Annotated in this window: 25 protein-coding genes, 3 tRNA genes and 2 pseudogenes; 12 read left to right on the top strand and 18 right to left on the bottom strand. The window is 33.6% G+C overall.

Annotated elements, in window-relative coordinates:
• Nucleotides 1-128: 128 nt before the first annotated feature.
• On the bottom strand, nt 129-1631 hold the full coding sequence (locus tag ACNQF6_RS14760; RefSeq protein WP_417966682.1) for a S41 family peptidase: 1503 nt from the start codon (nt 1629-1631) through the stop codon (nt 129-131).
• 120 nt (nt 1632-1751) lie between these two features.
• On the opposite strand from ACNQF6_RS14760, the gene ACNQF6_RS14755 reads away from it, so the two are divergent.
• The 4 genes from ACNQF6_RS14755 to ACNQF6_RS14740 are packed head-to-tail and all read left to right on the top strand — an operon-like array spanning nt 1752 to nt 3904.
• Nucleotides 1752-2261 carry an RNA polymerase sigma factor gene (locus tag ACNQF6_RS14755; protein ID WP_417966680.1) on the top strand — a complete coding sequence of 170 codons (510 nt, stop codon included), beginning with the start codon at nt 1752-1754 and terminating at the stop codon, nt 2259-2261.
• The gene (locus ACNQF6_RS14750; RefSeq protein WP_417966678.1) at nt 2248-2733 is read left to right on the top strand and encodes a hypothetical protein; all 486 of its coding nucleotides are present in this window, start codon (nt 2248-2250) and stop codon (nt 2731-2733) included. Before ACNQF6_RS14755 ends, ACNQF6_RS14750 begins: the two co-directional genes overlap by 14 nt.
• Nucleotides 2734-2793: 60 nt before the next feature.
• Nucleotides 2794-3369, top strand: a complete 576-nt coding sequence (locus tag ACNQF6_RS14745) for a DUF4252 domain-containing protein (RefSeq protein WP_417966677.1) — start codon at nt 2794-2796, stop codon at nt 3367-3369.
• A 1-nt stretch (nt 3370) separates the two neighbouring features.
• Nucleotides 3371-3904 carry a DUF4252 domain-containing protein gene (locus ACNQF6_RS14740; protein WP_417966675.1) on the top strand — a complete coding sequence of 178 codons (534 nt, stop codon included), beginning with the start codon at nt 3371-3373 and terminating at the stop codon, nt 3902-3904.
• A gap of 306 nt (nt 3905-4210) precedes the next feature.
• On the opposite strand, the gene ACNQF6_RS14735 is transcribed toward ACNQF6_RS14740, so the two are convergent.
• From ACNQF6_RS14735 to ACNQF6_RS14725, 3 genes are all read right to left on the bottom strand, one after another.
• Nucleotides 4211-4293, bottom strand: a tRNA-Leu gene (locus tag ACNQF6_RS14735).
• 43 nt (nt 4294-4336) lie between these two features.
• Nucleotides 4337-4409 (bottom strand) — tRNA-Lys (locus ACNQF6_RS14730).
• Nucleotides 4410-4448: 39 nt separating this feature from the next.
• A tRNA-Lys gene (locus ACNQF6_RS14725) sits at nt 4449-4521 on the bottom strand.
• Between the two features lie 127 nt (nt 4522-4648).
• On the opposite strand from ACNQF6_RS14725, the gene ACNQF6_RS14720 reads away from it, so the two are divergent.
• Entirely contained in the window at nt 4649-5167 is a 519-nt protein-coding gene (locus tag ACNQF6_RS14720; RefSeq protein WP_417966673.1) for a shikimate kinase, read from the top strand.
• On the opposite strand, the gene ACNQF6_RS14715 is transcribed toward ACNQF6_RS14720, so the two are convergent.
• Nucleotides 5159-5659 carry a phosphoribosyltransferase family protein gene (locus ACNQF6_RS14715; RefSeq protein ID WP_282730410.1) on the bottom strand — a complete coding sequence of 167 codons (501 nt, stop codon included), beginning with the start codon at nt 5657-5659 and terminating at the stop codon, nt 5159-5161. The two genes, ACNQF6_RS14720 and ACNQF6_RS14715, sit on opposite strands and share 9 nt — an antisense overlap.
• An 81-nt stretch (nt 5660-5740) precedes the next feature.
• Complete coding sequence (locus ACNQF6_RS14710; RefSeq protein WP_282730409.1) at nt 5741-6130, bottom strand: RNA-binding S4 domain-containing protein; 390 nt, start codon at nt 6128-6130, stop codon at nt 5741-5743.
• A 79-nt stretch (nt 6131-6209) separates the two neighbouring features.
• On the opposite strand from ACNQF6_RS14710, the gene ACNQF6_RS14705 reads away from it, so the two are divergent.
• Nucleotides 6210-7193: an FKBP-type peptidyl-prolyl cis-trans isomerase gene (locus ACNQF6_RS14705; protein ID WP_417966670.1), complete on the top strand. Its 984-nt coding sequence runs from the start codon at nt 6210-6212 to the stop codon at nt 7191-7193.
• Nucleotides 7194-7259: 66 nt separating this feature from the next.
• Here the strand turns inward: ACNQF6_RS14705 and ACNQF6_RS14700 are convergent, their stop codons facing one another.
• The 11 genes from ACNQF6_RS14700 to ACNQF6_RS14650 form a co-directional block, all read right to left on the bottom strand.
• Nucleotides 7260-8213 carry a transketolase family protein gene (locus ACNQF6_RS14700; protein WP_282711353.1) on the bottom strand — a complete coding sequence of 318 codons (954 nt, stop codon included), beginning with the start codon at nt 8211-8213 and terminating at the stop codon, nt 7260-7262.
• A gap of 84 nt (nt 8214-8297) precedes the next feature.
• On the bottom strand, nt 8298-9149 hold the full coding sequence (locus ACNQF6_RS14695) for a transketolase (protein ID WP_282733502.1): 852 nt from the start codon (nt 9147-9149) through the stop codon (nt 8298-8300).
• A 323-nt stretch (nt 9150-9472) separates the two neighbouring features.
• Entirely contained in the window at nt 9473-9928 is a 456-nt protein-coding gene (locus tag ACNQF6_RS14690) for a DUF892 family protein (RefSeq protein WP_417966668.1), read from the bottom strand.
• A gap of 211 nt (nt 9929-10139) precedes the next feature.
• Nucleotides 10140-10424: a rhodanese-like domain-containing protein gene (locus ACNQF6_RS14685; protein ID WP_099716039.1), complete on the bottom strand. Its 285-nt coding sequence runs from the start codon at nt 10422-10424 to the stop codon at nt 10140-10142.
• A gap of 21 nt (nt 10425-10445) precedes the next feature.
• On the bottom strand, nt 10446-10952 hold the full coding sequence (locus ACNQF6_RS14680) for a MepB family protein (RefSeq protein WP_417966665.1): 507 nt from the start codon (nt 10950-10952) through the stop codon (nt 10446-10448).
• Nucleotides 10953-10983: 31 nt separating this feature from the next.
• Nucleotides 10984-11694, bottom strand: coding sequence for a DUF4328 domain-containing protein (locus ACNQF6_RS14675; RefSeq protein ID WP_417966663.1), 711 nt, complete (start codon nt 11692-11694; stop codon nt 10984-10986).
• Between the two features lie 10 nt (nt 11695-11704).
• Nucleotides 11705-13036, bottom strand: a complete 1332-nt coding sequence (locus ACNQF6_RS14670) for a serine hydrolase domain-containing protein (RefSeq protein ID WP_417966661.1) — start codon at nt 13034-13036, stop codon at nt 11705-11707.
• Between the two features lie 123 nt (nt 13037-13159).
• Nucleotides 13160-13582: a DoxX family protein gene (locus tag ACNQF6_RS14665; RefSeq protein ID WP_417966660.1), complete on the bottom strand. Its 423-nt coding sequence runs from the start codon at nt 13580-13582 to the stop codon at nt 13160-13162.
• 97 nt (nt 13583-13679) lie between these two features.
• On the bottom strand, nt 13680-14066 hold the full coding sequence (locus ACNQF6_RS14660) for a ribosomal maturation YjgA family protein (protein WP_417966659.1): 387 nt from the start codon (nt 14064-14066) through the stop codon (nt 13680-13682).
• A 31-nt stretch (nt 14067-14097) separates the two neighbouring features.
• A complete protein-coding gene (locus ACNQF6_RS14655; protein WP_417966657.1) occupies nt 14098-14655 on the bottom strand; it encodes a YdeI/OmpD-associated family protein in 558 nt (185 codons plus the stop codon).
• 198 nt (nt 14656-14853) lie between these two features.
• Complete coding sequence (locus ACNQF6_RS14650; RefSeq protein ID WP_417966655.1) at nt 14854-16161, bottom strand: hypothetical protein; 1308 nt, start codon at nt 16159-16161, stop codon at nt 14854-14856.
• 132 nt (nt 16162-16293) lie between these two features.
• Here ACNQF6_RS14650 and ACNQF6_RS14645 point away from each other — a divergent pair.
• Nucleotides 16294-16608 (top strand): annotated as a pseudogene (locus ACNQF6_RS14645) (transposase); the annotation flags it as partial.
• 647 nt (nt 16609-17255) lie between these two features.
• Nucleotides 17256-17761: pseudogene (locus ACNQF6_RS14640) on the top strand (IS91 family transposase); the annotation flags it as partial.
• Nucleotides 17762-17993: 232 nt separating this feature from the next.
• On the opposite strand, the gene ACNQF6_RS14635 reads toward ACNQF6_RS14640, so the two are convergent.
• Entirely contained in the window at nt 17994-18602 is a 609-nt protein-coding gene (locus ACNQF6_RS14635; RefSeq protein WP_417966653.1) for a hypothetical protein, read from the bottom strand.
• Between the two features lie 334 nt (nt 18603-18936).
• Between ACNQF6_RS14635 and tgt the strand changes: the two genes are divergently transcribed.
• The 4 genes from tgt to ACNQF6_RS14615 all read left to right on the top strand — a co-directional run bounded on the left by tgt (nt 18937) and on the right by ACNQF6_RS14615 (nt 23203).
• Nucleotides 18937-20067, top strand: coding sequence for a tRNA guanosine(34) transglycosylase Tgt (gene tgt / locus ACNQF6_RS14630; protein WP_417966651.1), 1131 nt, complete (start codon nt 18937-18939; stop codon nt 20065-20067).
• A 104-nt stretch (nt 20068-20171) separates the two neighbouring features.
• Complete coding sequence (locus ACNQF6_RS14625; RefSeq protein WP_417966650.1) at nt 20172-21260, top strand: LptF/LptG family permease; 1089 nt, start codon at nt 20172-20174, stop codon at nt 21258-21260.
• Entirely contained in the window at nt 21247-22134 is an 888-nt protein-coding gene (locus ACNQF6_RS14620; protein WP_417966648.1) for a DMT family transporter, read from the top strand. Before ACNQF6_RS14625 ends, ACNQF6_RS14620 begins: the two co-directional genes overlap by 14 nt.
• A gap of 115 nt (nt 22135-22249) precedes the next feature.
• Nucleotides 22250-23203, top strand: a complete 954-nt coding sequence (locus ACNQF6_RS14615; RefSeq protein WP_315211696.1) for an acetyl-CoA carboxylase carboxyltransferase subunit alpha — start codon at nt 22250-22252, stop codon at nt 23201-23203.
• The last annotated feature ends 180 nt before the right edge of the window (nt 23204-23383 follow it).

The following is a 23383-nucleotide window of genomic DNA, read 5'->3' as shown; positions in this document are numbered from 1 at the left end:
TTCCCGTTCCTTAATTTGGAACGGGTTTTTTGTTGGTAAAAAAAAATTACGCTTGTTGATTTGTACTAATAAAAAAAGAGGCTTTCAGTGATGAAAACCTCCTTTTAGTTTAATTTTTGAAATTTATATTATTCCAATGCTTTCAAAAGTCCTTCTGGAGCTTTCTCAATGTACATTTGATTTTGAAATCTTCGCATTGATTTAGAATCTTTAAAAAATTCAAAATCTTTACCTGAGGCAGATTGGCTTGTTCTATTTGTAGGTGTAGTTCTTCCGGTTATTTTAGCAAAAGCCATGTCTAATAGGGGTTCATTAGATATTAATTCTTCTTTATCATTTATCTTTTTGATTTCTGAGTTTCCAAGAACGCCATAAGTGCTAATTGTTTCTTTTAATAAATAATCAGGTTGTAATCCATTGAAATAATCTCCAAAACCGGTTGAATTCACAATTTTTAACACAATCGGCTGCATGGCGTACTTGTGATTTGGATTTCTGTTTTCGGAGCCAAAAGTAGGGGAGTCGTATAGTGTAACAGACCCAACATTTTTTCCTACAGTTACATCACCAATTTGTATTACATTGATATGAGGTTCTAATCCGTTGATTACTAATTCACTTGCTGATGCTGTGCTTTGAGTAGTCAAGATATAAACTTTAGTTAAGTTTAAACTATTTATTGCAGTACTTCCAATTTTGTCAGTAAAATTATTTAGTAAAGCTCCGGGATTGTTAGTTTCGAAATACGCGTTAATTTTAGCATTCCATTGTTGTTTAGCAAAAACTTTTCCTGTAAACTGTCCAGTAATCATACTCGCTAATCGCGTAGCAGTTTGCACAGACCCACCTCCGTTATAGCGTAAATCCAAAACTAGATCCGTAACCCCTTGTGATTTTAGAGAAGCAAACGCCTCATTCAATTGCGTATCATAATTAGCATAAAAACCATTGTACATCAAATACCCTATTTTATGTGAGCCGGAAGTGATTACTTTGTTGATTAAAATTGGATTTTCGGATAAAACGGTTTTTGTCAACTCTACTGATTTTCCGTTGGCTACAATAGTAGTTCCGTTATAATCTGCTAGATTTAATGTGTAATTTTCGTTGGAACCAAATAATAGCGACTCATAGTTAGTCAAAGTAAGCTGAATTCCATTTACGGCAGTAAAATAATCACCACGTTTTATGTTTTTATTCGATGCATTTGAATTTGCAATGATATAACGTACATAACCAAATATTTCAGTAGTACTTCCAGGTTTTCTGCTTAAACCAAATTCAACTCCATTATTTTTAGTAGTTCCTTGGAGCGTTCCTTCGAGTTCTAAATAGTCATCGACAATCCAACTGAAACGATCTATGGTTTTGTCAACTCTAAGTGCATCAAACAAATCCTCGGGAACGGTGTATCCTCTCAGAAACGTATTTAATGCAGTTTGGTCTGCAAATTTATCATCGGCTAGATTTGGAACATCTGCTTGCCATAAGTAATATTGGTTCATCCCTTTCCAAATAAAATCTTGTATGTCTAAACTGGCTGGTGGGGCAACATCATCATTATCTTGACAGCTTTGAAAAGTGAAAACTGCTATAAATAATAAAAGCGTAAATTTGAAACTTGTTTTCATATGTAGGTTTTAATATAATTAACGTAAAAATAGTAACTTTAGTTTTATTTTATATTTTTTGTTACAAAAATAAAAATGAGTCGTCTAGATTATATAACCAGTTTAAAAACCTAATTTTTTATGAACCAAAATGAGTTTGTGTTGCTTGTCACTCCTTTTAAAGACAAAGTTTTTAGGCTGGCCAAACGATTGCTCGTAAGTACCGAAGAAGCCGAAGATGCAACTCAAGAAGTTTTGGTGAAATTATGGAGTAAAAATGGAAATTTAGCAGCGTACAGCAGTTTAGAAGCATTTGCAATGACAATGACTAAAAATTATTGTTTGGATCAGCTAAAATCAAAAAGAACAGGAAACCTCAAAATCGTTCATACAAATTATGTAGATAGAGAACCAAGTCTCGATAAGAAAATGGAAGACCTGGACAGTTTGAACTGGGTGGAGAAAGTAATGAATAAATTACCCGTTCAACAAAGATTAATTATTCAAATGCGGGATGTTGAACAATATGAATTTGAAGAAATCGCAAAAATACTCGACATGAATGAGAGCGCGATTCGGGTAGCACTTTCAAGGGCAAGAAGAACGATACGGGATTATATGACAGAAACACACAATTATGGAATTAGTTAAAATAGAAGATTTATTAGAAAAATACTTTCAGGGAGAAACCAGTATTGCAGAAGAAAATGAATTACGTAATTATTTTTTTTCATCGAATGTTGCGCAGCATTTAGAACAATACAAACCTATATTTGGGTATTTCTCTCTTGCAAAACAGCGTCAGTTTACGCCAGAAATTCCACTACTCCCCGGGTCTCGGGATAAAAAACGTAATGTTGCGTGGATATCAATTGCGGCTTCGGTTGTTGTTTTGCTAGGAATAGGAACCTATGCTTATTATAGTGCAGATGTTGTAAATAAAAGCCAAGATTTAGGAACGTATGATGATCCTGAAGAAGCTTTTAAAGCAACTCAAAAAGCATTATCATTATTATCAGATAATGTAAATGTTGGCATAGAAAGTGTACTATATATTCAAGAATACCAAACCACAAAAGACAAAATATTCATTAGTACTAAAAAACAGTCTGGTGGTTCTTAATTGCCTTGAGTAAACAGTAAAAAACAAAAAAATAATTTTAAACCACAACAATTTAAAAAAATGAAATCAACAATCAATAATAACAAAATGAACAGTAATTTTAATAAGAGTAAAAAGTTTATACTAACAGTAGTATTTACATTAGTTTCAAGCACATTTTTTGCACAAGCGATTTTTGATAAATTCGACGGGCAAGAAGGCGTAACATCAATCATTGTCAATAAAAAAATGTTTGATTTGATGAGCAAAGTAAAAATGGATGCTTCAGATAAAGAAACACAACAATATTTGAGTTTAATAAAGAAACTAGATGATTTGAAAGTATTTACCACTAAAAGCGCCAGAATAGAAGGTGAAATGAAAGTTGTAGCTGAAAAATACATAAAAACGGCAGGATTAGAAGAACTGATGCGTGTGAATGAAGATGGCAGAAGCATTAAAATTCTTGTAAAATCAGGAGCTAGTGATGCTCAAATAAGAGAGTTGTTTATGTTCATTGAGGGTGCAAAAAATGATGATACGGTTTTAATGTCTTTGAAAGGTAATTTCGATTTGAATGAAATTTCAGTTCTTACTAATAAGATGAAAATTCCTGGTGGGGAAGATTTGAAGAAAGCAACTAAAGGAAAAAAATAAGATGAAAACAGTTTTTGGATTAGCGTTGCTATTGAGTTTTTTTCTCGTGAGCTGTAACTCGGAACCGACCTTGCAAAAGTATTTTGTAGAAAATACCGAAAACAAAAATTTTATAGCTCTTGATGTGTCACCTAATATTCTGAACGTTGATAAAACAAAATTGTCAATTGCACAGAGTGATGCTTTAAAGTCTTTTGACAAGATGAATGTTTTGGCTTTCAAATTAAACGATAAGAATAAAGCGGAATTTGAAATTGAACGTGCTAAGGTTAATTTGATTTTAAAAGACAAAAAGTACCAACAGCTTATGAAGTTTGGTTCTGGTAAAGAAGGTGCTTCGGTGAGCTTCGTAGGAACTGATGAGCACATTGAAGAGTTTGTGTTCTTTGCCAATAAAAAAGAAAATGGTTTTGCTGTTGTTCGAATTTTAGGCAAGGATATGAATCCTACTAGTGTTATGACTATGATGAGCGTTTTACAGCAATCTAATATTGATTTAGAGCAATTGAAGCCTTTGCAGCAGTTAATGAAATAAACGTTTTCTAAAACAATAAAAAGCGCCTTGATAGCATGTCAAGGCGCTTTTTTTACGATGTATAAGTTTCGATTAAATGTAAATGTGTTATTGTTTGCAAAACATCTTTTTTATTGCCACTGAATCGTTCTTGTTTAATTATGATTTTAGATGTATGAACAATGAATAAGAGTTAGGATAAAAAACAAAAGGAACTAAAGGTGATTTACTTTACCTTTCCCAACAAAGCTCCGCTTTAAAAACAAAAATGCTTCAAAAATAATTCCAAGTAAACTTGATTATTTTTGAAGCATTTTTATTTAATTGTGACCACGGTGGGATTTGAACCCACACGCCCTTGCGAGCACCAGCCCCTCAAGCTGGCAAGTCTACCGTTTCTCCACGTGGCCTAAAAAAAGAAAAGGTCAAGTAATAAATTACTCAACCTTTTTGTGACCCGACTGGGGCTCGAACCCAGGACCCCATCATTAAAAGTGATGTGCTCTACCAACTGAGCTATCGAGTCAATGCTTTCAAGAAAATTATGTGTTGATCACTAAAATTGTGACCCGACTGGGGCTCGAACCCAGGACCCCATCATTAAAAGTGATGTGCTCTACCAACTGAGCTATCGAGTCATATTCTTTCCTTGAATGCGGGTGCAAATATAAGGACTTTATTTGGAGTTTTGCAAGCAATTTTATTATAAATTTGTCTTTTTTTAACAAAATTACTCAACACCTTAATTTGTAAGGTTTTATTCAGATGAAAAAAATTATATTATTAGGTTATATGGGCTGTGGTAAGTCCACAATTGCAAATAAGTTGTCAAAAAATATCGAAATCCCTTTTGTGGATTTGGATAAAAAGATTGAAGAGAAAGTAAATTTGTCCATAAATACCATTTTTGAAATGTATGGAGAAATTTATTTTAGAAAGTTAGAGCACGAAGTTTTTATAGAATTATTGTATTCGCCAGAACAATTAATCATCGGGTTAGGTGGAGGAACTCCATGTTATGCCAATAATCATGAGTTGCTAAAAAGCGATAATGTAGTGTCTGTTTATCTCAAAGCGTCAATAGATACTTTATTCAATAGATTGAGTCATAATAAAAGTAAGCGTCCTCTTATTGCAGATAAAAGTGACGCTGAGATGAAAGAGTTTATTGCAAAACATCTTTTTGATAGAAGCTTTTATTACAATCAAGCGCAATACAAGGTGATTGTTGATGATAAGACAATCGATGAGACGGTACACGATATTGTTGCAATTCTAGCTTAAATAAGCATAATTGTCATCGTTTTCGTCAAAAACCACTTGAACGTGTTCTAATAAAGATGTTGAAAGTGATATGCCTTTAAAATCAGCTTTTACAGGGTATTTTTTGTGATTTCGGTCCACAAGTACTGCAGTTTTAAATTTTTTCAAAGGAACGTCTATAAAATGCCTTACTGCATAGATTAATGTAGTGCCTGAATTTAGTACATCATCAACAAGAACTAATCCTTTATTTGCATATTGTTCTTTTGATAAGGAAGTGTGAATTGGTAATTCGGGATTTTGCTTATTGATTTGTACTTCACAAAGTGAAACTTTAAGAGGAGAAATGGATTCTAAGATTACAGCTATTTTTTTTGCAAATGTAAAACCGTTAGTAGCAATTCCTGCAATTACAATTTCTTCTTCATCTACAAATGTTTCATAGATTTGGTAAGCAATTCTTTTTATTTTATGCTCGATTTCTTGATTTGTTAAGATGATATTTTTGCTCATTATTTTAGTTTTTTATTTAACGGTATGCTGTTTAAAATTGAAAGAATCATTTTGGTAACTTAAAAAAGTAAAACTGTAGTTTTAATCATCATTTTCATCGGTGATTATTTCATTCCCAAATTCATCGATATCTCTTCTATCTTTTTTGGTAGGTCTTCCTGTGCCATTTTTACGGTAATGTTCTTTGGATAATTTCAGTAGTTCTAAATGTTGGTAGGCTTCTGCCGGAGTATCATTTCGTCTGTAAATATCGACTAATTTAGCTCCAACACGGTTCTCCGGTACATCCAGAACGGTGATGATTTGGGTAATTTGGTCTTTCCGGAACGTAATTTTGTCAGTAGGAAAAACCTCTTTTGATGGCTTGGCAACAAGACCATTTACAGTCACATGATTCTTTTTACAGGCTTCAGTAACCATATTTCTAGTTTTGTAATACCGCACGCACCATAAATATTTATCTATTCTCATAAATTTTCTAAAATCGGAGTTAAATAGTTTACAAAAATCAATCAATATTGTATCTTGCGCACTTAAAAATTTAGCTATAATGAACAAATTTAAGTATTATTTTATTCTATTAATTACAACGGTCTCTTTATTTTCATGTTCAAAGGATGATGCTGCTGAAATTGAACCACCTAGAGATTATGCAGAACAATTAGCTACTGATTTAACTGATATTGAAGAATATTTAAAAACCTATTCTATAACTGTTCTTAATCATCCTAATTTTGCAGATGATCAAGATGTTACTTTTACAAAAATTCCTACGGGTGGAACTGCACCGTCTATTTATTCGTATTTGAATAGCACCACTTTTCCTAAACTTTTGATCAAAGAGGTGAAACTTCATGATATAACGTATAAGTTGTATTATTTAGTGTTAAGAGAGGGAGTAGGAGAGCGACCGTCAAATGTAGATGGGGTTTTGTCTGCATATAAAGGCGATTATTTATCTCGTCAAAAAGTTGCTGAAGTAGAAACTTTTACAGCAACTCAATTTGAGGAAGTTAGGAATCCACAACAATTCTTAAGTTTATTTAGTACTATAACAGGATGGGGTGAAACTTTTCCGGAGTTTAAAACTGGAGGAACGCCTAAATCAAATGCAGATGGAACGGTAACTCATAATGATTTTGGAGCAGGAGTGATGTTTCTTCCTTCAGGGTTAGGTTATTATAACTCAGGAAGCGCCAGTATTCCAGCTTATGCGCCTTTAGTTTTTAGTTTTAAATTATTCGCAATAAGCAGACTTGATTCTGATGGAGATGGAATTATGAATTTTCAAGAAGATATCAACGGTGATAATTACATGCGAGTTTTGGCAACAGGTGTTGTTAATCCTGATGATACAGATGGAGATGGTATACCTAACTTTTTAGACACTGATGATGATGCAGATGGTGTTAGTACAAAAACAGAAATTACAGGTGCTAATGGAGTTTTAATTCCTTTTGCTGATATACCGAGTTGTGATGGAAATACTACTAATCCCGCTAGAGTAAAAAGACATTTAGTAAAGTGTAATTAAAAAATACAAATCAAAAAAAATCCAGTTCAATTGAACTGGATTTTTTTTTGGTGTAAAAGGAAAAGATTATTTTCTTTTCATTACTCTTTCTACGGCTTCAACTATCGCTTGATTGTTCAATTTGTATTTTTCCATTAATTGTTCTGGTGTTCCAGATTCTCCAAAACTGTCATTAACCGCTACAAACTCTTGTGGAGCCGGACTGTTTAATGCTAATACTCTGGAAACGCTTTCGCCAAGACCACCAAGGATATTGTGTTCTTCAGCAGTAACGATACATTTTGTTTTTGCCAATGATTTCAAAATCGCTTCTTCATCCAATGGTTTGATAGTGTGAATATTGATTACTTCAGCAGAAATACCTTTCGCTTCCAAAGCTTCAGCAGCGATTAGCGCTTCCCAAACTAAATGTCCGGTAGCAATAATTGTTACGTCAGAACCTTCGCTTAAAACAATCGCTTTTCCTATTACGAAAGGCTCATCAGCAGGCATGAAATTAGGCACAACCGGACGACCAAAACGCAAGTAAGCTGGACCATGATGATCAGCTAATGCTAGAGTTGCCGCTTTAGTTTGATTGTAATCACAGGTATTGATTACAGTCATTCCTGGTAACATTTTCATTAATCCAATATCTTCCAGAATTTGGTGTGTTGCACCATCTTCACCTAATGTTAATCCAGCGTGTGAAGCGCAAATTTTTACGTTTTTCTCAGAATAAGCAACTGATTGACGAATTTGGTCATACACTCTTCCTGTAGAAAAGTTAGCGAAAGTTCCTGTAAAAGGAATTTTTCCTCCAATAGTTAAACCTGCTGCAATTCCAATCATGTTTGCTTCAGCTATTCCAATTTGGAAAAAACGCTCCGGGTGATTTTTCTTGAAATCGTCAAATTTTAAAGAACCAATTAAATCCGCACAAAGTGCAACCACATTTTCATTCTTTTGACCTAATTCAGTCATTCCCGCCCCAAAACCCGAACGAGTATCTTTACTTCCTGTATTTGTATATTTTTTCATTTTTCAATTTAGATTTTTAACAGTATTCTACTGAACACTAATTACTGTCTCTTGACTGCGCTCGAGATAACAACTGAATACTTACTAGTAGTCGCTTTCGGCTTCAGTATAGTTTTGACCTAAAGCAATTTCAAGTTGCGTATCATTTGGTGCTTTACCATGCCAAGCATGACTGTACATCATAAAATCTACACCATTACCCATTTCAGTATGTAGCAACACACAAACTGGTTTTCCTTTTCCAGTTCTTGATTTTGCATCATTCATCCCGGCAATAATAGCTTCAATGTCATTCCCTTTTTCAATTTCTAAAACATCCCAATCAAAAGCTTCAAATTTAGCACGGATACTTCCCATTGCCAAAACTTCGTCAGTTGTTCCGTCAATTTGTTTTCCGTTTAAATCAATTGTAGCGATAAGATTGTCCACTTTTTTTGCTGAAGCATACATAATTGCTTCCCAGTTTTGACCTTCTTGTAATTCACCATCTCCGTGAAGCGTGTAAATAATATGGTTGTCACCATTTAATTTTTTAGCTTGAGCAGCACCAATTCCTACGGATAATCCTTGTCCAAGAGAACCTGACGCAATTCTTACTCCGGGTAAACCATCATGAGTAGTTGGGTGACCTTGTAATCTTGAATTGATCAAACGGAAAGTTGCTAATTCTGATACCGGGAAATAACCGCTTCTCGCAAGAACGCTGTAAAAAACAGGAGAAATATGTCCGTTTGAAAGGAAGAAAAGATCTTCTCCAATACCGTCCATATCAAAACCTTCTTTGCGTTCCATTATGTTTTGGTATAAGGTTACCAGAAATTCAGTACAACCTAGAGAACCACCTGGGTGACCTGAATTGACAGCGTGTACCATTCGAAGAATATCTCTTCTGACTTGGATTGTTAAATCGTTTAATTGTTGTGTGTTAGGCTTCATTTTGTGTGTAAAAGTTAAACTGCTGCAAATGTAATTTTTATTTAGGGTTACCGCAAAAGTTTTTAGGAATATTTAATGTAAGATTCCACTAGTATTTTAGTTGAATAAGATTACCGACATAAGTTTGTATAATTCACAAAAAAGCCCGCATTTGGCGGGCTTTTTTGTGAATGGATAAATACAGAATAAGTGTAAATTCTCCAATTATAATTGTAGTTAAGTGTTCGTAATTGCATTAGCTCTGTGCGCTTGATTAGTGATTGCAGCTAAAGCGATTCTGGTTAGTACAGCATCTGTTTTTTTCTCCTCATCAAGACTCATTGTTAATAGATTGCTGCTTTGTCTTCTCTTGAAGTTTTAGCAAAAGCATGCAGGGTTCCATAAGTTGCAATTTCATAATGTTTTACTTTTTGATCTGCTGCGATAATTCCTGCATCCCGAACAACGCCAATATCAGTTTGTCTGATCAAGCTATTTGTTTCTTTCAATATGCCTCCCATTGCTTCGCATTTTTTGGCAGTCGCTTCAACACCAGTTGCTTCAAATATTTTTTCCAAACGTGAAACGTGTTCTTGTGTCTCATTCAATTGGTTTTTTAAAGAGTTAACTAATTCTGGTGATGATGCGTTTTTCATCATTTTTGGCAATGTTTTAGTTAACACTTTCTCTGCCCAATAAATATCTTTCAATCCAACTTCAAATAAATCTCTCAATCCATGTGCTGCATTTGCTTGTACAGCTCCTTTACTATTTTCGCTTTTACCCATTTCAGTTCTCATAACACTAGTTTTTTAAGATTAATTTTTTATGAAAAATATTAAATATGATATTCTCTCAAACAAACTCATTATTTAATTTTCAAGTAGGGTAAAATTAAACATATTAAAATGTAATCAATTGTTAATTAACTAATTGTAAATACGAAATGTATGATTTTTTAAAGAAATTAATGTTCTGATTTTAGTTTTGAATAGCTGTTGGATTGTCTTTTTAAGTGGTTTGTGACTGATGATAATTCACATCCAGCCATGAACCGCCATTGTAAGATTCAATTCCGTGTGCCGTAAGAAACACTTGTGCCTGTCCACTTCTATTTCCCGATGCACAACAAAGAATTAATGGGGCTTTAAGTTCTTGTATTTCCTGCATTCTATGTGGTATCTCATTCAAAGGAATGTTTATGGAACCAGCTACATGACCGCCCATAAACTCATCATAGGAACGTACATCGACTATGGTTCCCAGTTTTTCTTTAATTATTTTTGCTACTTCCATTTTGTTGTTCTTTAAAGATTATTAATCTATGATAGTATAAAGCTGTTTTGCTCTATCTAAATTTACGGATTTATTCAACGGAATTTCTAAGAAATATTCCAGTTGCCATTTTTGGGTTTTTTGCGCTTGTTTGCTTTCTGTCAAGTCCCAAGGCGGATACACCCGAATTCCTCGTTTTCCTTCTTTTAAGTTGGTACTGATAATTCCTTGTTGACTAAGAACGGACTTTGGAAATATAAATTGGCCAAATTTATCGTTACTTTTAGTATTTATAACAAAAAAATCAATTTCGTCTGAAACCGCATAAGGCTCGATAGGTCCATTTTCGCTTCTCTTCCAAAAAGTGACAAATTGCCCAATCTTTGTAGGGGTAATTTTTGCAACACGAAAGAGTATTTTAATGGTGTCAAGGTCAAATTTACAGGCGCAATATTCGGCACTTTCTTTTTCTATTTCAAGATTTTGGAGGTCAAAACCACATTTGTCAAATACAAGCTCTTTAGTCTCAATTAGGTTTTCGGGAATCATTCGCGTTGTTATTTGGGATTTTATGTGAGAACTAATTTTCTAATGGTTGTAAGTCAGTATCAGGTATGATTTTCACTTCTTCTTCCTCATCCTTCAATTCATAAAGTAAGTGTTCAACTTCAGAATAATCCTTAATTACTTTTACAGTAATTATGGCTAGAGGAATACCAATTATTGAAGCAACAATACTGGCAATTGTAGTCGTAGTAAGCTCTTCAAGTGTCTCCGCCTTCATGGAATATCTAAAAATGAATTGGCCTAAAAATGAAGAAATAATCCATAATGCCCACCACCATCCAATGAAATGTGTTGTTAGATTTGGCTCATAATTTTTATCGTTTTTTGAAAGTAAACGTTGTGTTTCCTGATACAACTCTTTCATGATTTGGTTGGGTCTATAAAGCGATATAATTGGTACAAACCAGCAACCGGCAGCCCATCCTTCGGTGAAGGATAAAGTTTCTGCCTTTAAATGAAGATTGTAATAAGCCCTCCTAAACCATTGTATAAAAGTAATTCCAGAAATTACATATACGGCCAAATAAATCATGGCTATAATTTTTTGTCTCAAATCATTATCTGTGGCTGATTCAGTTGTGATTTGTCCGCCATTTGCCACTGTTTGCAATAAGTCATATTGTAAATAATCAGAAAGGAGTGAAATTATTTCGACGGTAAGCACAATCCATAGTAGCATAATAGCAATTTTTGCTCTTTGTCCGTTGGGTCTTAAATTTTCCATTTTTAATTTCTTATTTTTTTGTCAATTTGAATGCTCCACCACCTTGCTTTAAAATCATTTGTTTTTCATTGGGCTTAAATTCTAGTTTTATTCCAGCGGCTAAAAATTCAAATTTATCTTTTTCAGTAGCTTCAAGCGGAAAAGCTGATTGTCCTGTTGCTTGTGCAAAAAGTTTTAAATTATCTTTTGTAATCGTAATCTTCATAGGAAACCCAGCATCTGAATATTCTCCTAAATAGGGATCTAAGTCTTCGGTTTTGAGTTCAAAATTTTTAAAAGTAGGAATTACAAACGGCTTGTTGAAGTAACTGCTTAAAGCTGCAATAATTATGTCATTATTGTCGTATGTTTTTCCGTTTGATGTTAATGCAACGGCAATCTTGTCCTCTGTAAAATAATACAATACGGATCTAAATTCATCAATTCCTCCAGTATGACCAAATCCTTTTTTATCATAAAACGGAATTTGGAAAATCCCCATGCCGTAGTTGTCTTGTAAAGTGATCATTTGTTTTAAGCTGCTTTCGTTTATTATTTTATTCGCGAATAAATGATCAATAAAAATGGTCAAATCAGTTGGATTAGAAACAATTGAACCAGCGCCCATTGGGATTGACATATCCGTTTCGGTTTCTTTTATCCATTTTTCTGAAAATCTATAAGAATTAGATTCATTGTTTTGAACGCTTATTTTATCTCCTACGTAAGTGTTTTTTAAGCCTAATGGTTTTGTAATTTTATCTTTAAGAATGTCTGCAAATGTTTTTTTGTATGTTTTTTGAAGAATATAACTCAATAAAACATAATTTGAATTGCTGTAATTTGCTTTGCTGTTTGGTTCAAAATCACTTTTCCCTTTAGTAATGATTTCAATCATTTGCTCTTCGGATTTCGGTTCGGTATTGTACTTAAAGTATTCAGGATCATTGGTAAAATTATGAATGCCGCTTCTGTGATTTAAAAGATTTCCAATCGTTATTTTGGTTGCATTTTCGATTGTAGGGAAGTAGATAGCTATCGTTTGATTTAGGGATAATTTTTTCTCTTCAATCGCTTTGAATATTAATATTGATGTGTACATTTTTGAAATGGAGCCAATGCGATATTTGGATAAATTGGTAGCTTTTTTATTCGTTTCAACATCTTCTTTTCCTATGGATTTTGAGTAAATAAGTGTTCCATTTTGTGAAACAGCTATACTTCCCATAAACTTATCTTTTGCTTCAAGAATTTGAAATAAGCTATCTAGTTTTGCAACGTTCATTTTTTGGGAATATCCAGTAGCAAATAATAAACTGAAAAGGATTGTAAGTAAAATTTTCTTTACCATAATTGTTTCCATTATGTTTTTTTAAGGTTTTAGTAAAATCCTGTGAAGGTCAGTTCATTTTAGAAAGAGTAAAAGAATAGGATGTTAGCAATTTTCAAGTAAGCGTATATGATTAAACTTATATAAAATGATTTTTTAAAGGGCTTTTCTTTTCAGAACTGCATCCATTGAATACGTGCCGCTACCTAATAAAAATAGCGCAACATAGCACAGTAAATACATTAATGCAGATTCCATAGTTCCCAGATCATCATTGATATGAACAATAAACACAGCAACCGCCATTGTAATAATAAGCGGAATCAATGCCAATCTGGTCCATAATCCTATTACGATTAATAGGGAGCATAAAACCTCGGCAAAAACTGTTAAAGTCAATGATGCCGGAACCCCAATGCCTATTGGGTCACCAAATTCCATTGTACCATTCAATAACTTCATTAGTTTAGGAATGCCATGACTCAACATCAACAAACCTAGTGTTAATCGTAAAATAAGCGAAGCCCAATCTGTTGCATTAGCGGACCAAGAAGTTGGGGAGAACATTTTTTGAATCATAATTTAAAGTTTTTAGTATTGTGTTATTACAAACGTAAGATATTTTTGCAAGAATTTGCTGTATGGAATAGCTTATTTTAGCGATAGCCCGAAGCTCTTATTGTTTTTTATTCTCTTGTTTTAAAGTGAATTTTTCAATGCTAATTACGGCCAAAATTCCAAGCACGTAGGCAAGCAAATCCATCCAGGCGAAAGAATTTCCAAGAACAATTTTAGCAATTTTGTAATGCTGTAATCCTAGTTTTTCAACCATATTAAAATACTGTGCGGTTTCGATAGCAAATGAAAAGAGCAACACAAAACCTGCACCAAGCCAAACCGATATGTTTAGAAACGATTTCAGGAAACAATAGAGTAGAATAACTACTAAAAAGTCTCCAAAATAGGGTCTAACAAAGTTGTCATGAAGATACAAAGCAATGGCAGTTTCTATGATAAAAATTAAAATTGTAAGGATAAAATAGTTGCGATTGAATTGAAACATTTTGGTTATTTAATTAGTAAGTATTTCACTTTTATAGCATTCGTTTTTGTTGTTCACTGATTTGTATTGTTTTTTCAAGTCGTGATATTTTGGTTTTTTCCTGTTTTGCATTCATTATCCAATGTATCATTACCTTTTTATAGGAAGGTGCTTGTGTATTAAAAAAGTCCCATGCTATGGGATTCATTCTAAATTGACTTTCATAATTTGGATCAAGAATAGCAGGTTCTTTTTCGTGAGAATAAATTCTGGATTTGCTTTCTGTGCGTAAATCAAATGCTTTTTGTCCTTCAAGAGTCATTAGTCCGGCTTTTGTGAGTTCCTCAACTTTCTGGATGTTGATGGCACTCCAAATACTGCTGCTTCTTCGTGGCGTAAAACGAATGCTGTAACTTTCAGCATCAATTGATCTTCGTACACCGTCAATCCAACCAAAGCAAAGTGCTTGATCCACGGATTGCGACCAAGTCATGGAAGGTTTGCAGCTACTCACTTTATAGAAACCAATGATAAGTTCCGTTTCCTTTTTGTGGTGCTTTTCTAACCATGCTCTAAATGCTGCTTGTGTTGCAAAAAAGGTTAGTGTCATTTTAAAAAAAAAGGTTATTAAATATTGCAGAAAAATACAAAAAAAGAGGATACTAAATCCTCTTGATATTCTCCTTTAAAACTTTACGATAACTCCATAGTTCCCTCCAGTGAACGGTTCCGTTCAACAGGAGTTTCATTGTTCGTGCTGCGCACGCAACCAATCTCTAGCTGTTAACAGATGGTTTTATTATTTGGGTTATCTAAAGTACTTAATACTTTCTCCGTTATAATATCCAATACCATTATTTTTGGTTAAAAAGATTATTTCTTTTTCATTTATAAATTCAAATTTAACCATATTTCGATGAATACAATGATCAGTTTCATATTGAACTTTACAAATCACATTTGGTTTAAAAATAAATTCTTTTGTAAAATTGCAATCTAAATTATTTAACATAAAAAATCCTTTTGAACTATACATATAGATTTTATTGTCAAATCTATTAAAGGCAATTGGACCTAAAACATCAATTTCATTTTCAGTAAGAATACTTTCTCTTAATTCCCTTAAATCTTTTTTGTTTTTTAATTCACTGAATTGACTTTCGCCAAATGCTTCTTTATATTTTTCTTTTATTAGAAATTTTTCATCAAAACAAGATTTAAAATAATCTTTTTCTTTCTCTGAAATCTTAACTAACGTTCCATCAACAAAATAATTAAATCCTTTAGTGTTTTGATAGTATAAATTATAACCACCACTTGATGATATGTATAAATTATTCATTTTATCATAAGCTACTCCTTTAGTAACACTTGAAATACTTAAGTTATATGGGTATTTGTAGATAGTATCTTTTTCTGTTACTTTAATTTTTTCCTGGAATTTTTCCTTTAATTTTATGAAATATTCATTTCTATCTTTATATTTAACTTCATCATCAAGTCTCAACCAATCATCATAGATAAATTCTTTTTTATTCAAATCAAAATAGCATACATTTCCGCCCCATTCACCCTCATCATAAGCAAACCATATAAAATTCATTCTATCTAGATAAATGTAATCAGGCTCTATTAATTGTTTTCCAGTATATTTTGCTCTTACTTTTCCATAAAAGTTGGTTTCTTTTTTTGGTATATAATCTTTTCTATTGTAATAAATAGATTTGTTAGAATAAATTACATATTCATCTTTTGAATTTATTAATATTGAAAATATTTCTGCATCAATTTTCTCAATCTGTTTAACCTTTTGTTTTTTGTTTAGTGTAAATATTTTTCCATCTTTACTTCCAAATACTAATTCATCATTTGATTTTTTTGCTATTGCAGTAATATTATTTTTAATTAATTTGAAACCAACTTTTTTTATATCAAATTCTATTAAATCATTATTTTGTGAAATAGCATATATCTTATTTTTTAAAGAAACAAAATCTTTGTATTCTGAATTTAATAAATTTATTTGGTTGTATGGAACGCTATCATTTTGAAAACTACTTTGAGCAATTCCCAAAAAACTGAAGAAACAAAAAAGATATATTATGTAGAATTTCATTTATTAAATTTCATTTTCGTTTTTTCGGAGAAACTATCTGCTAACGTCAGTCTGTGAAAAAACCTCCGTTGTATTTATTCTCAAATATAACAAAAAACTGTTATAAAAAGAAGATTTTTCGTATTTTTAAGCATGCAACACATCACAGGAATTTCCCGTCAACAACTGCGTATTTCTAGTTTAGAAGACGCTATAACTTCCGATAACCAGGTGCGATTTATAGATGCCTTTGTCGAATATATTGGCCTCTCTAAACTCGATTTTGCTGTAAAAACGCTTAAAGCCGAAGGTCGTCCGAGTTTTAACAGTAAAGTGTTTCTAAGGATCTATTTATACGGGTATCTCAATGGAGTTAGAAGTGCTCGAGATCTAGAAAAGGAATGTATTAGAAACATCGAAATGCAATGGCTTTTAGAAGACATTCGTCCCAATTACCACAGCATCACAGATTTTAGAAAAGACAATCCTCTTGCCTTGAAAAAGCTATTCAAACTATTTGTTCTTTTTTTAAAAGATGCCGATTTGATAGGTTGCGAAACCATTGCTATCGATGGTACCAAAAGTCGCGCGCACAATAGTAAGAAAGCCAATTTCAACCAAAAGAAAATCGACAAACACTCAGCTTATATTGAAGCTAAGACCCAAGAATACTTGGATACCTTGGAAGAAAATGATGGCAAAGATAACCCCGCTATAATCCAAAATATCCAACAAAAGATAGAGCGCTTGAAAGGAAACAAATTGCGTTATGAGCAACTAGAAGAAAAACTAAAAGCTAGTGGCGAGCCACAAATAGGTACTACCGATAGCGATGCCAGAGCCATGCTAGTTCAGGGGCAAGTGATTGAGATTTCGTTCAATATTCAGGCTACAGTCGATGCCAAACACAATCTTGTTGTAGCTATTCACACGATCAACAAGAATGACCGCAGTGCCTTGTCAGCCATTGCCATAGAAGCGCAAGAAAATCTAGGTATAGAAATCTATACCGCACTGGTGGACAAAGGATATCACAATGGCAAACAAATAGAAATCTGCAAACAAGCCAACATCACTACCATTGTAGCACAGCCTGAACAAGGAAAAAGTAACGAAAACGGTATGACCAAATCAGGCAGGATTTATAGAGAAAACCGTGGGTTGTTTTTGTTAAGAAACCTTTTGGAAATACAAAGTCGGTGGTGGAGTATCTAGGACATATACCCACAAAATAGCCATCAGCAACAACAGAATTAAAAGTATTGATGCTCAAAATGTGACTTTTGATTACAAAGATTACCGAGTAGCAGGTGCAAAAAAGAAGATGACACTGACGCATCAGGAATTTATTCGGCTTTTTGCGTTGCATATTTTGCCCAAACGTTTTGTAAAAATACGACATTATGGTTTTTTGAGCAGTAACTGGAAACGGCAAAAGCTAAAGCTTTTGCAGGAAAAACTCAAGGTAAAAGTTTTGGAAAAAGCAGAGAAAAAGCCTTTTTTGCCTAAATGTCCGTGTTGTAAAACGGGCAATCTACATCGGATAGCGGTTTTTGACCAGCGTGGTCCACCTGCTTGGTATCTTGGCGGTGGCCAAAACACTATTCCCTATAAAAGCTAATTTTGTGGGTAAGGGCATGTGTGCCTAATCCCGAAACTTCGGCAAAGGAAAACACGTAAAAACCATCTTGATATTACCGCACAAAAAAAGAGGCTCACTTGCCTCTTGAAATTCTCTCTCTAAACTTTACGACAACTCCATAGTTCCTGCCAGTGACCGGTTCCGTTCAACATAGGTTTCATTGTTCGTGCTGCGCACGCAACGAAACCTTATCTGTTGTGTGTTCGCTTTTTTATTTAAATTGCATTGATATTATAAAATAATGTGGAATGTTAAATTTCTCTCCAAATTTTTCTGGTGAAATTTCAGATTGAGCAACTTCACAATACGAACCCGATCCATCTTTATGTTTTGTTGCAGTTATAATTGCTAAAATCGGAAATTCTTCATTCAAAGGAACGTTTAAAAACTTTTTTGAGCCTTGAAAATCTTTTAAAACATATTTTCCATTCCCTTCTTCTAAATCAAAATACTCTTGACGACTTCCAAATCTTTTCCCTTTTAAATATGTTTTTAATTTGTTGTTTTCCATTTTCGTGAAAAATTTAAAAGAAGTAAAAGTTGAATCAATTTTGAAATATTCCGAATCAGAACCTTCAAATAAACTTTTGGATTTTATAAGTTTACCGTTTTTGTATTCCTTTATGTTTATTTCGTAATATTTTCCTTTAATTTCGGAACTTTCGAAATTCAAAGTTTCTAAACCAATATTTTCAAAACTTAACACTTCTTCTAATTCTCTGTTTTTTGCTCCATATTCAGTAACCATTTTTACCGTTTTTTGGCTGTAATTTAATTGGCTGACAATTAAAATTGCAATTAATATTATTCTTTTTTTCATTTTTAATTTATTTTTCGGTTTTCTGTCGCTCGAAAGTGACGCATAACTTGTATATAGGCGAAACAAACCATCTTTAATACACCCAAATATGGGTAGATTGGCGAAGTTTTGTTTCGCTTTATTGATTTTCAAATATATTAAATTTTTCTTACAAATTATAAAAGTACTTTTATTAGTTAGATATTTATTTCAATAGAAATGGGATGATTTTAGTTGGTTATCCCGAGAGCTTTCAGGTTACTTTTTTACTTTATGGGATGATAAACATTTTTTTGATGTAGATTTCAAATTAACCTATCTTTGCCAGCCGAACAATCGGGTGAAATACGTTACTATGAAGTTTGATTTATTAAAAAAAGATCCGCAGTCCAAAGCCAGAGCGGGAAGTATTACTACTGATCACGGGGTGATTGAAACTCCAATTTTTATGCCTGTGGGTACAGTAGCTTCGGTTAAAGGAGTACATCAACGGGAATTGAAAGAAGACATTAACCCAGATATTATACTGGGAAACACCTACCACTTATACTTGCGACCACAAACGGAAATCCTGGAGAAAGCCGGTGGTTTGCATAAATTCATGAACTGGGACCGTAATATTTTGACGGATTCTGGTGGCTACCAAGTGTATTCACTTTCGGCCAACAGAAAAATCAAGGAAGAAGGAGTGAAGTTCAAATCGCATATTGACGGTTCGTACCACTTTTTTACGCCAGAGAATGTGATGGAAATTCAACGTACCATTGGTGCTGATATTATCATGGCTTTTGATGAGTGTACGCCGTATCCTTGTGATTACAACTACGCAAAACGATCCATGAAAATGACGCATCGTTGGTTAGACCGTTGCATCAATCATTTAGACACGCAGCCTTTAAAATACGGATACGATCAAGCTTTTTTCCCAATTGTTCAAGGGAGTTGTTATAAAGATTTACGCCAACAATCAGCGGAATATATTGCAAATTCAAATCAAGTAGGAAACGCTATTGGTGGACTTTCAGTAGGGGAACCTGCCGAAGAAATGTACGCGATGACCGAAGTGGTTTGTGAAATTTTACCGGAAGACAAACCGCGTTACTTGATGGGCGTGGGAACTCCGATAAATATTTTGGAAAACATTGCCCTTGGAATCGACATGTTTGACTGTGTGATGCCTACGCGTAACGCCAGAAACGGAATGTTGTTTACTGCAAATGGTACGATCAATATCAAAAATAAAAAGTGGGAAGCTGATTTCTCTCCAATTGACGAAATGGGAATCACGTTTGTAGATACAGAATACACGAAAGCATATTTACGTCACCTTTTTGCTGCTAATGAATACCTGGGAAAACAAATTGCTACGATACACAATCTTGGTTTTTATATGTGGTTGGTTCGTGAAGCGAGAAAACATATCTTAGCGGGCGATTTCAGACCTTGGAAAGAAATGATGGTGAAAAATATGAGCCAAAGATTGTAAATTGGTGGATTTGTTGATTCGGTTATTTGTTTAATCGAATCAACGAGTAAGCGATTGACTGTTTTAGCGAATAACCAAATAAACGATTAACCGAATACACCTTTATGCTTACAATAATAGACAAATACATCCTAAAAAGATATTTAGCCACATTTGTGGTGATGCTGTTGTTGTTTATCCCCATAGGAATTGTTGTTGACGTATCAGAGAAGATCAATAAAATGCTGGAGAATAAAATCCCATTTTTAGAGATTGCACTGTACTATTATAACTTTACTATTTATTTTGCGAATTCCCTTTTTCCAATATTTTTGTTTTTATCGGTGATTTGGTTTACGTCAAAACTGGCAAATGATACGGAGATTATCGCTATTTTAAGTTCGGGAATTTCATTCACGCGCTTTTTAAGACCTTATATAATTGGCGCTTCGATTGTTTCTGTTTTTGTGTTGCTGATGGGTTTCTTTGTGGTTCCTGCAGCTAGTGAAGGATTCAATAATTTTAGGTATACATACTTGAAAGGTGGCGGCAAAGAAGCGATGCGTGGCGATAATACTGACGTTTATAGACAAATTAGTGATGATGAGTTTATCTATGTAAACAGCTTCAATACAGAGTCTAAAACGGCTTTTAATTTTTCGCTTGAAAAATTTAAAAACCAGAAATTAGTTCATAAAATTACCGCTACCAGAATAAAATGGAATCCAAAGGACAGCACTTACACCATGTATGATTATACTAAAAGAACGGTGGGTGAACTCAATGATAAGATTGAAAAAGCACCTCAAAAAGACGCTGTTTTTACTTTTGATTTAGAAGATTTAACACCGGTGGTTTACATAGCCGAAACCTTGAGTTTAGGGAAATTAAATGCCTTTATTGAAAAAGAAAGAGAAAGAGGATCCTCTAATATCAATGTTTATTTGGTGGTTTTGTATAAGAAATATAGCGTTCCAGTATCGGCATTTATTCTTACTATTATTGCCGTTGCGGTTTCTTCGATGAAGCGAAGAGGCGGAATGGGAACGAATCTAGCGATAGGAATTGCACTAGCTTTTGCCTTTGTGTTTTTTGATAAAATCTTTGGCGTATTAGCCGAAAAATCGAGTATACCACCCATGTTAGCCGTTTGGTTGCCTAACATTGCTTTTGGAATTTTAGCCATTTATTTGTTACGTAATGCAAAACGATAAATTAAAAAGTTACTTAAACCTTCATTTGATTGTTTTTATATGGGGTTTTACGGCTATTTTAGGTGCTTTAATCACCATTACCGCCGATGCTTTAGTTTGGTATCGCATGTTTTTTGCAGGGCTGTTTTTAGCTTTATTTATTGCATTCAAAAAGATATCGTTTAAAATTCCTTTACAATCCTTCTTGAAATTGATTTTTGTGGGATTGCTGATTGCCTTGCATTGGATCTTTTTCTTCAAAGCCATCCATGTTTCTAATGTGTCCATTACACTATCTGTTTTTTCGTTGGGAGCTTTTTTCGCTTCAATATTAGAGCCTGTTTTTTATGGTCGAAAGGTATTGTGGTACGAAGTGTTTTTTGGTCTTATTATTATTGCTGGTTTAGCATTGATTATGAAAGTCGAAATTAATTATTTGGATGGGATGCTATACGCCTTGGCATCGATCATATTAGGTGTTTTGTTTACGCTAATGAACGGAAAATTGATTGAAAGACACGAACCTTCCGTAATTGCTTTTTACGAATTTCTGGCAGGTGTTTTCTTCATTACGATTTACTTTTTGTTCCAACAAAAATTCACGGCTGATTTCTTTATACTGACAGCTAATAATTGGGTTTTAATTCTGGTTTTAGCATCAATTTGTACTGCGTATGCCTTTACAGCTTCGGTAAAAGTGATGCGGAAACTGACACCGTATACCGTAATGCTGACTACAAATTTAGAGCCGGTTTACGGGATAGTTTTGGCCTATCTTATCCTTGGCGGAAAAGAGAAAATGAGCTTTGAGTTTTACATCGGGGCACTAATAATTGTAATCACCGTAATCCTAAACGGAGTTATAAAACACTATAAAAAGGACAAACAAGAATAACTTTCTCAAGGTTTTGAGAAGCAAACTTTTACACATAAATATAAAATTTACCTTTTTGAACGATTTAAAATTTTATATTTGCGGCTCCAAATAAAAACAAAAACGCAAAAATCCTATGGAATATTTAGATTTTGAGCTTCCAATAAAAGAACTAGAAGAACAGTTAGACAAATGTCTTATTATTGGTCAAGAATCGGATGTTGATGTAACGAATACTTGCAAACAAATCAACAAAAAGTTAGAGGAGACTAAAAGGCATATTTATAAAAACTTGACTGCTTGGCAACGTGTCCAACTATCTCGTCACCCTAATAGACCTTATGTGCTAGAGCATATTACTAATCTTACTAAAGGTACATTTCTTGAACTTTTTGGAGATAGATCATTTAAGGATGACAAAGCCATGATTGGTGGTTTAGGGCAAATTAATGGACAATCATTCATGTTTGTCGGCCAACAAAAAGGAATCAATACTAAAATGCGTCAGTTTCGTAATTTTGGGATGGCAAACCCTGAAGGGTATAGAAAAGCGTTGCGCTTGATGAAAATGGCTGAAAAATTTGGTATTCCAGTGGTCACTCTTATAGACACTCCGGGAGCTTATCCAGGATTAGAAGCTGAGGAACGTGGACAAGGTGAAGCTATTGCCAGAAACATATTTGAAATGATTCGTTTAAAAGTGCCTATTATCACAGTAATTGTTGGTGAAGGAGCCTCTGGAGGAGCATTAGGAATAGGAGTTGGAGACAAAGTTTACATGATGGAAAACACCTGGTATTCTGTTATTTCACCAGAATCGTGTTCTTCTATTTTATGGAAAAGCTGGGAATACAAAGAACAAGCTGCCGAAGCATTAAAATTGACTTCTGCAGACATGAAAAAACAAAAATTAGTGGATGATATCATTCCGGAACCTTTAGGTGGAGCACACTATGATAAAGAGACTACTTTCAAAACGGTAGAGCAATATATCATGAAAGGTTTTAATGAATTGAAAGACTTATCAACAGAAGAATTAATAGCCCAAAGAATGGACAAATACAGTAAAATGGGCGAATATAAAGAGTAAAATCTTACAAATTTATCTTTAATCCGTCTCGTCAGTAGACTGCCCCAAGAAGTTAGATAATATCTGGGGGCAGTCTACTGATGAGACGGATTTTTTTGGGTTATAAACAAAAAATAGTTACTTATGAACAATTATTTGTAACAACTCAATGACAATAATTTTTTAATTTTTGCTACTTTC

Origin of the sequence: Flavobacterium pasteuri, from assembly GCF_048286615.1 — a bacterium.
GTDB lineage: Bacteria > Bacteroidota > Bacteroidia > Flavobacteriales > Flavobacteriaceae > Flavobacterium.
Note: the sequence above shows the minus strand (reverse complement) of the source record. Positions and strands in the feature narration are given on the sequence as shown.

Bases quoted from the DNA above. Each gene is read 5' to 3' on its own strand.
- ACNQF6_RS14760 (WP_417966682.1), bottom strand. From the start codon at position 1,631: ATGAAAACAAGTTTCAAATTTACGCTTTTATTATTTATAGCAGTTTTC.
- ACNQF6_RS14755 (WP_417966680.1), top strand. From the start codon at position 1,752: ATGAACCAAAATGAGTTTGTGTTGCTTGTCACTCCTTTTAAAGACAAA.
- ACNQF6_RS14750 (WP_417966678.1), top strand. From the start codon at position 2,248: ATGGAATTAGTTAAAATAGAAGATTTATTAGAAAAATACTTTCAGGGA.
- ACNQF6_RS14745 (WP_417966677.1), top strand. From the start codon at position 2,794: ATGAAATCAACAATCAATAATAACAAAATGAACAGTAATTTTAATAAG.
- ACNQF6_RS14740 (WP_417966675.1), top strand. From the start codon at position 3,371: ATGAAAACAGTTTTTGGATTAGCGTTGCTATTGAGTTTTTTTCTCGTG.
- ACNQF6_RS14720 (WP_417966673.1), top strand. From the start codon at position 4,649: ATGAAAAAAATTATATTATTAGGTTATATGGGCTGTGGTAAGTCCACA.
- ACNQF6_RS14715 (WP_282730410.1), bottom strand. From the start codon at position 5,659: ATGAGCAAAAATATCATCTTAACAAATCAAGAAATCGAGCATAAAATA.
- ACNQF6_RS14710 (WP_282730409.1), bottom strand. From the start codon at position 6,130: ATGAGAATAGATAAATATTTATGGTGCGTGCGGTATTACAAAACTAGA.
- ACNQF6_RS14705 (WP_417966670.1), top strand. From the start codon at position 6,210: ATGAACAAATTTAAGTATTATTTTATTCTATTAATTACAACGGTCTCT.
- ACNQF6_RS14700 (WP_282711353.1), bottom strand. From the start codon at position 8,213: ATGAAAAAATATACAAATACAGGAAGTAAAGATACTCGTTCGGGTTTT.
- ACNQF6_RS14695 (WP_282733502.1), bottom strand. From the start codon at position 9,149: ATGAAGCCTAACACACAACAATTAAACGATTTAACAATCCAAGTCAGA.
- ACNQF6_RS14690 (WP_417966668.1), bottom strand. From the start codon at position 9,928: ATGAGAACTGAAATGGGTAAAAGCGAAAATAGTAAAGGAGCTGTACAA.
- ACNQF6_RS14685 (WP_099716039.1), bottom strand. From the start codon at position 10,424: ATGGAAGTAGCAAAAATAATTAAAGAAAAACTGGGAACCATAGTCGAT.
- ACNQF6_RS14680 (WP_417966665.1), bottom strand. From the start codon at position 10,952: ATGATTCCCGAAAACCTAATTGAGACTAAAGAGCTTGTATTTGACAAA.
- ACNQF6_RS14675 (WP_417966663.1), bottom strand. From the start codon at position 11,694: ATGGAAAATTTAAGACCCAACGGACAAAGAGCAAAAATTGCTATTATG.
- ACNQF6_RS14670 (WP_417966661.1), bottom strand. From the start codon at position 13,036: ATGGAAACAATTATGGTAAAGAAAATTTTACTTACAATCCTTTTCAGT.
- ACNQF6_RS14665 (WP_417966660.1), bottom strand. From the start codon at position 13,582: ATGATTCAAAAAATGTTCTCCCCAACTTCTTGGTCCGCTAATGCAACA.
- ACNQF6_RS14660 (WP_417966659.1), bottom strand. From the start codon at position 14,066: ATGTTTCAATTCAATCGCAACTATTTTATCCTTACAATTTTAATTTTT.
- ACNQF6_RS14655 (WP_417966657.1), bottom strand. From the start codon at position 14,655: ATGACACTAACCTTTTTTGCAACACAAGCAGCATTTAGAGCATGGTTA.
- ACNQF6_RS14650 (WP_417966655.1), bottom strand. From the start codon at position 16,161: ATGAAATTCTACATAATATATCTTTTTTGTTTCTTCAGTTTTTTGGGA.
- ACNQF6_RS14635 (WP_417966653.1), bottom strand. From the start codon at position 18,602: ATGAAAAAAAGAATAATATTAATTGCAATTTTAATTGTCAGCCAATTA.
- tgt (WP_417966651.1), top strand. From the start codon at position 18,937: ATGAAGTTTGATTTATTAAAAAAAGATCCGCAGTCCAAAGCCAGAGCG.
- ACNQF6_RS14625 (WP_417966650.1), top strand. From the start codon at position 20,172: ATGCTTACAATAATAGACAAATACATCCTAAAAAGATATTTAGCCACA.
- ACNQF6_RS14620 (WP_417966648.1), top strand. From the start codon at position 21,247: ATGCAAAACGATAAATTAAAAAGTTACTTAAACCTTCATTTGATTGTT.
- ACNQF6_RS14615 (WP_315211696.1), top strand. From the start codon at position 22,250: ATGGAATATTTAGATTTTGAGCTTCCAATAAAAGAACTAGAAGAACAG.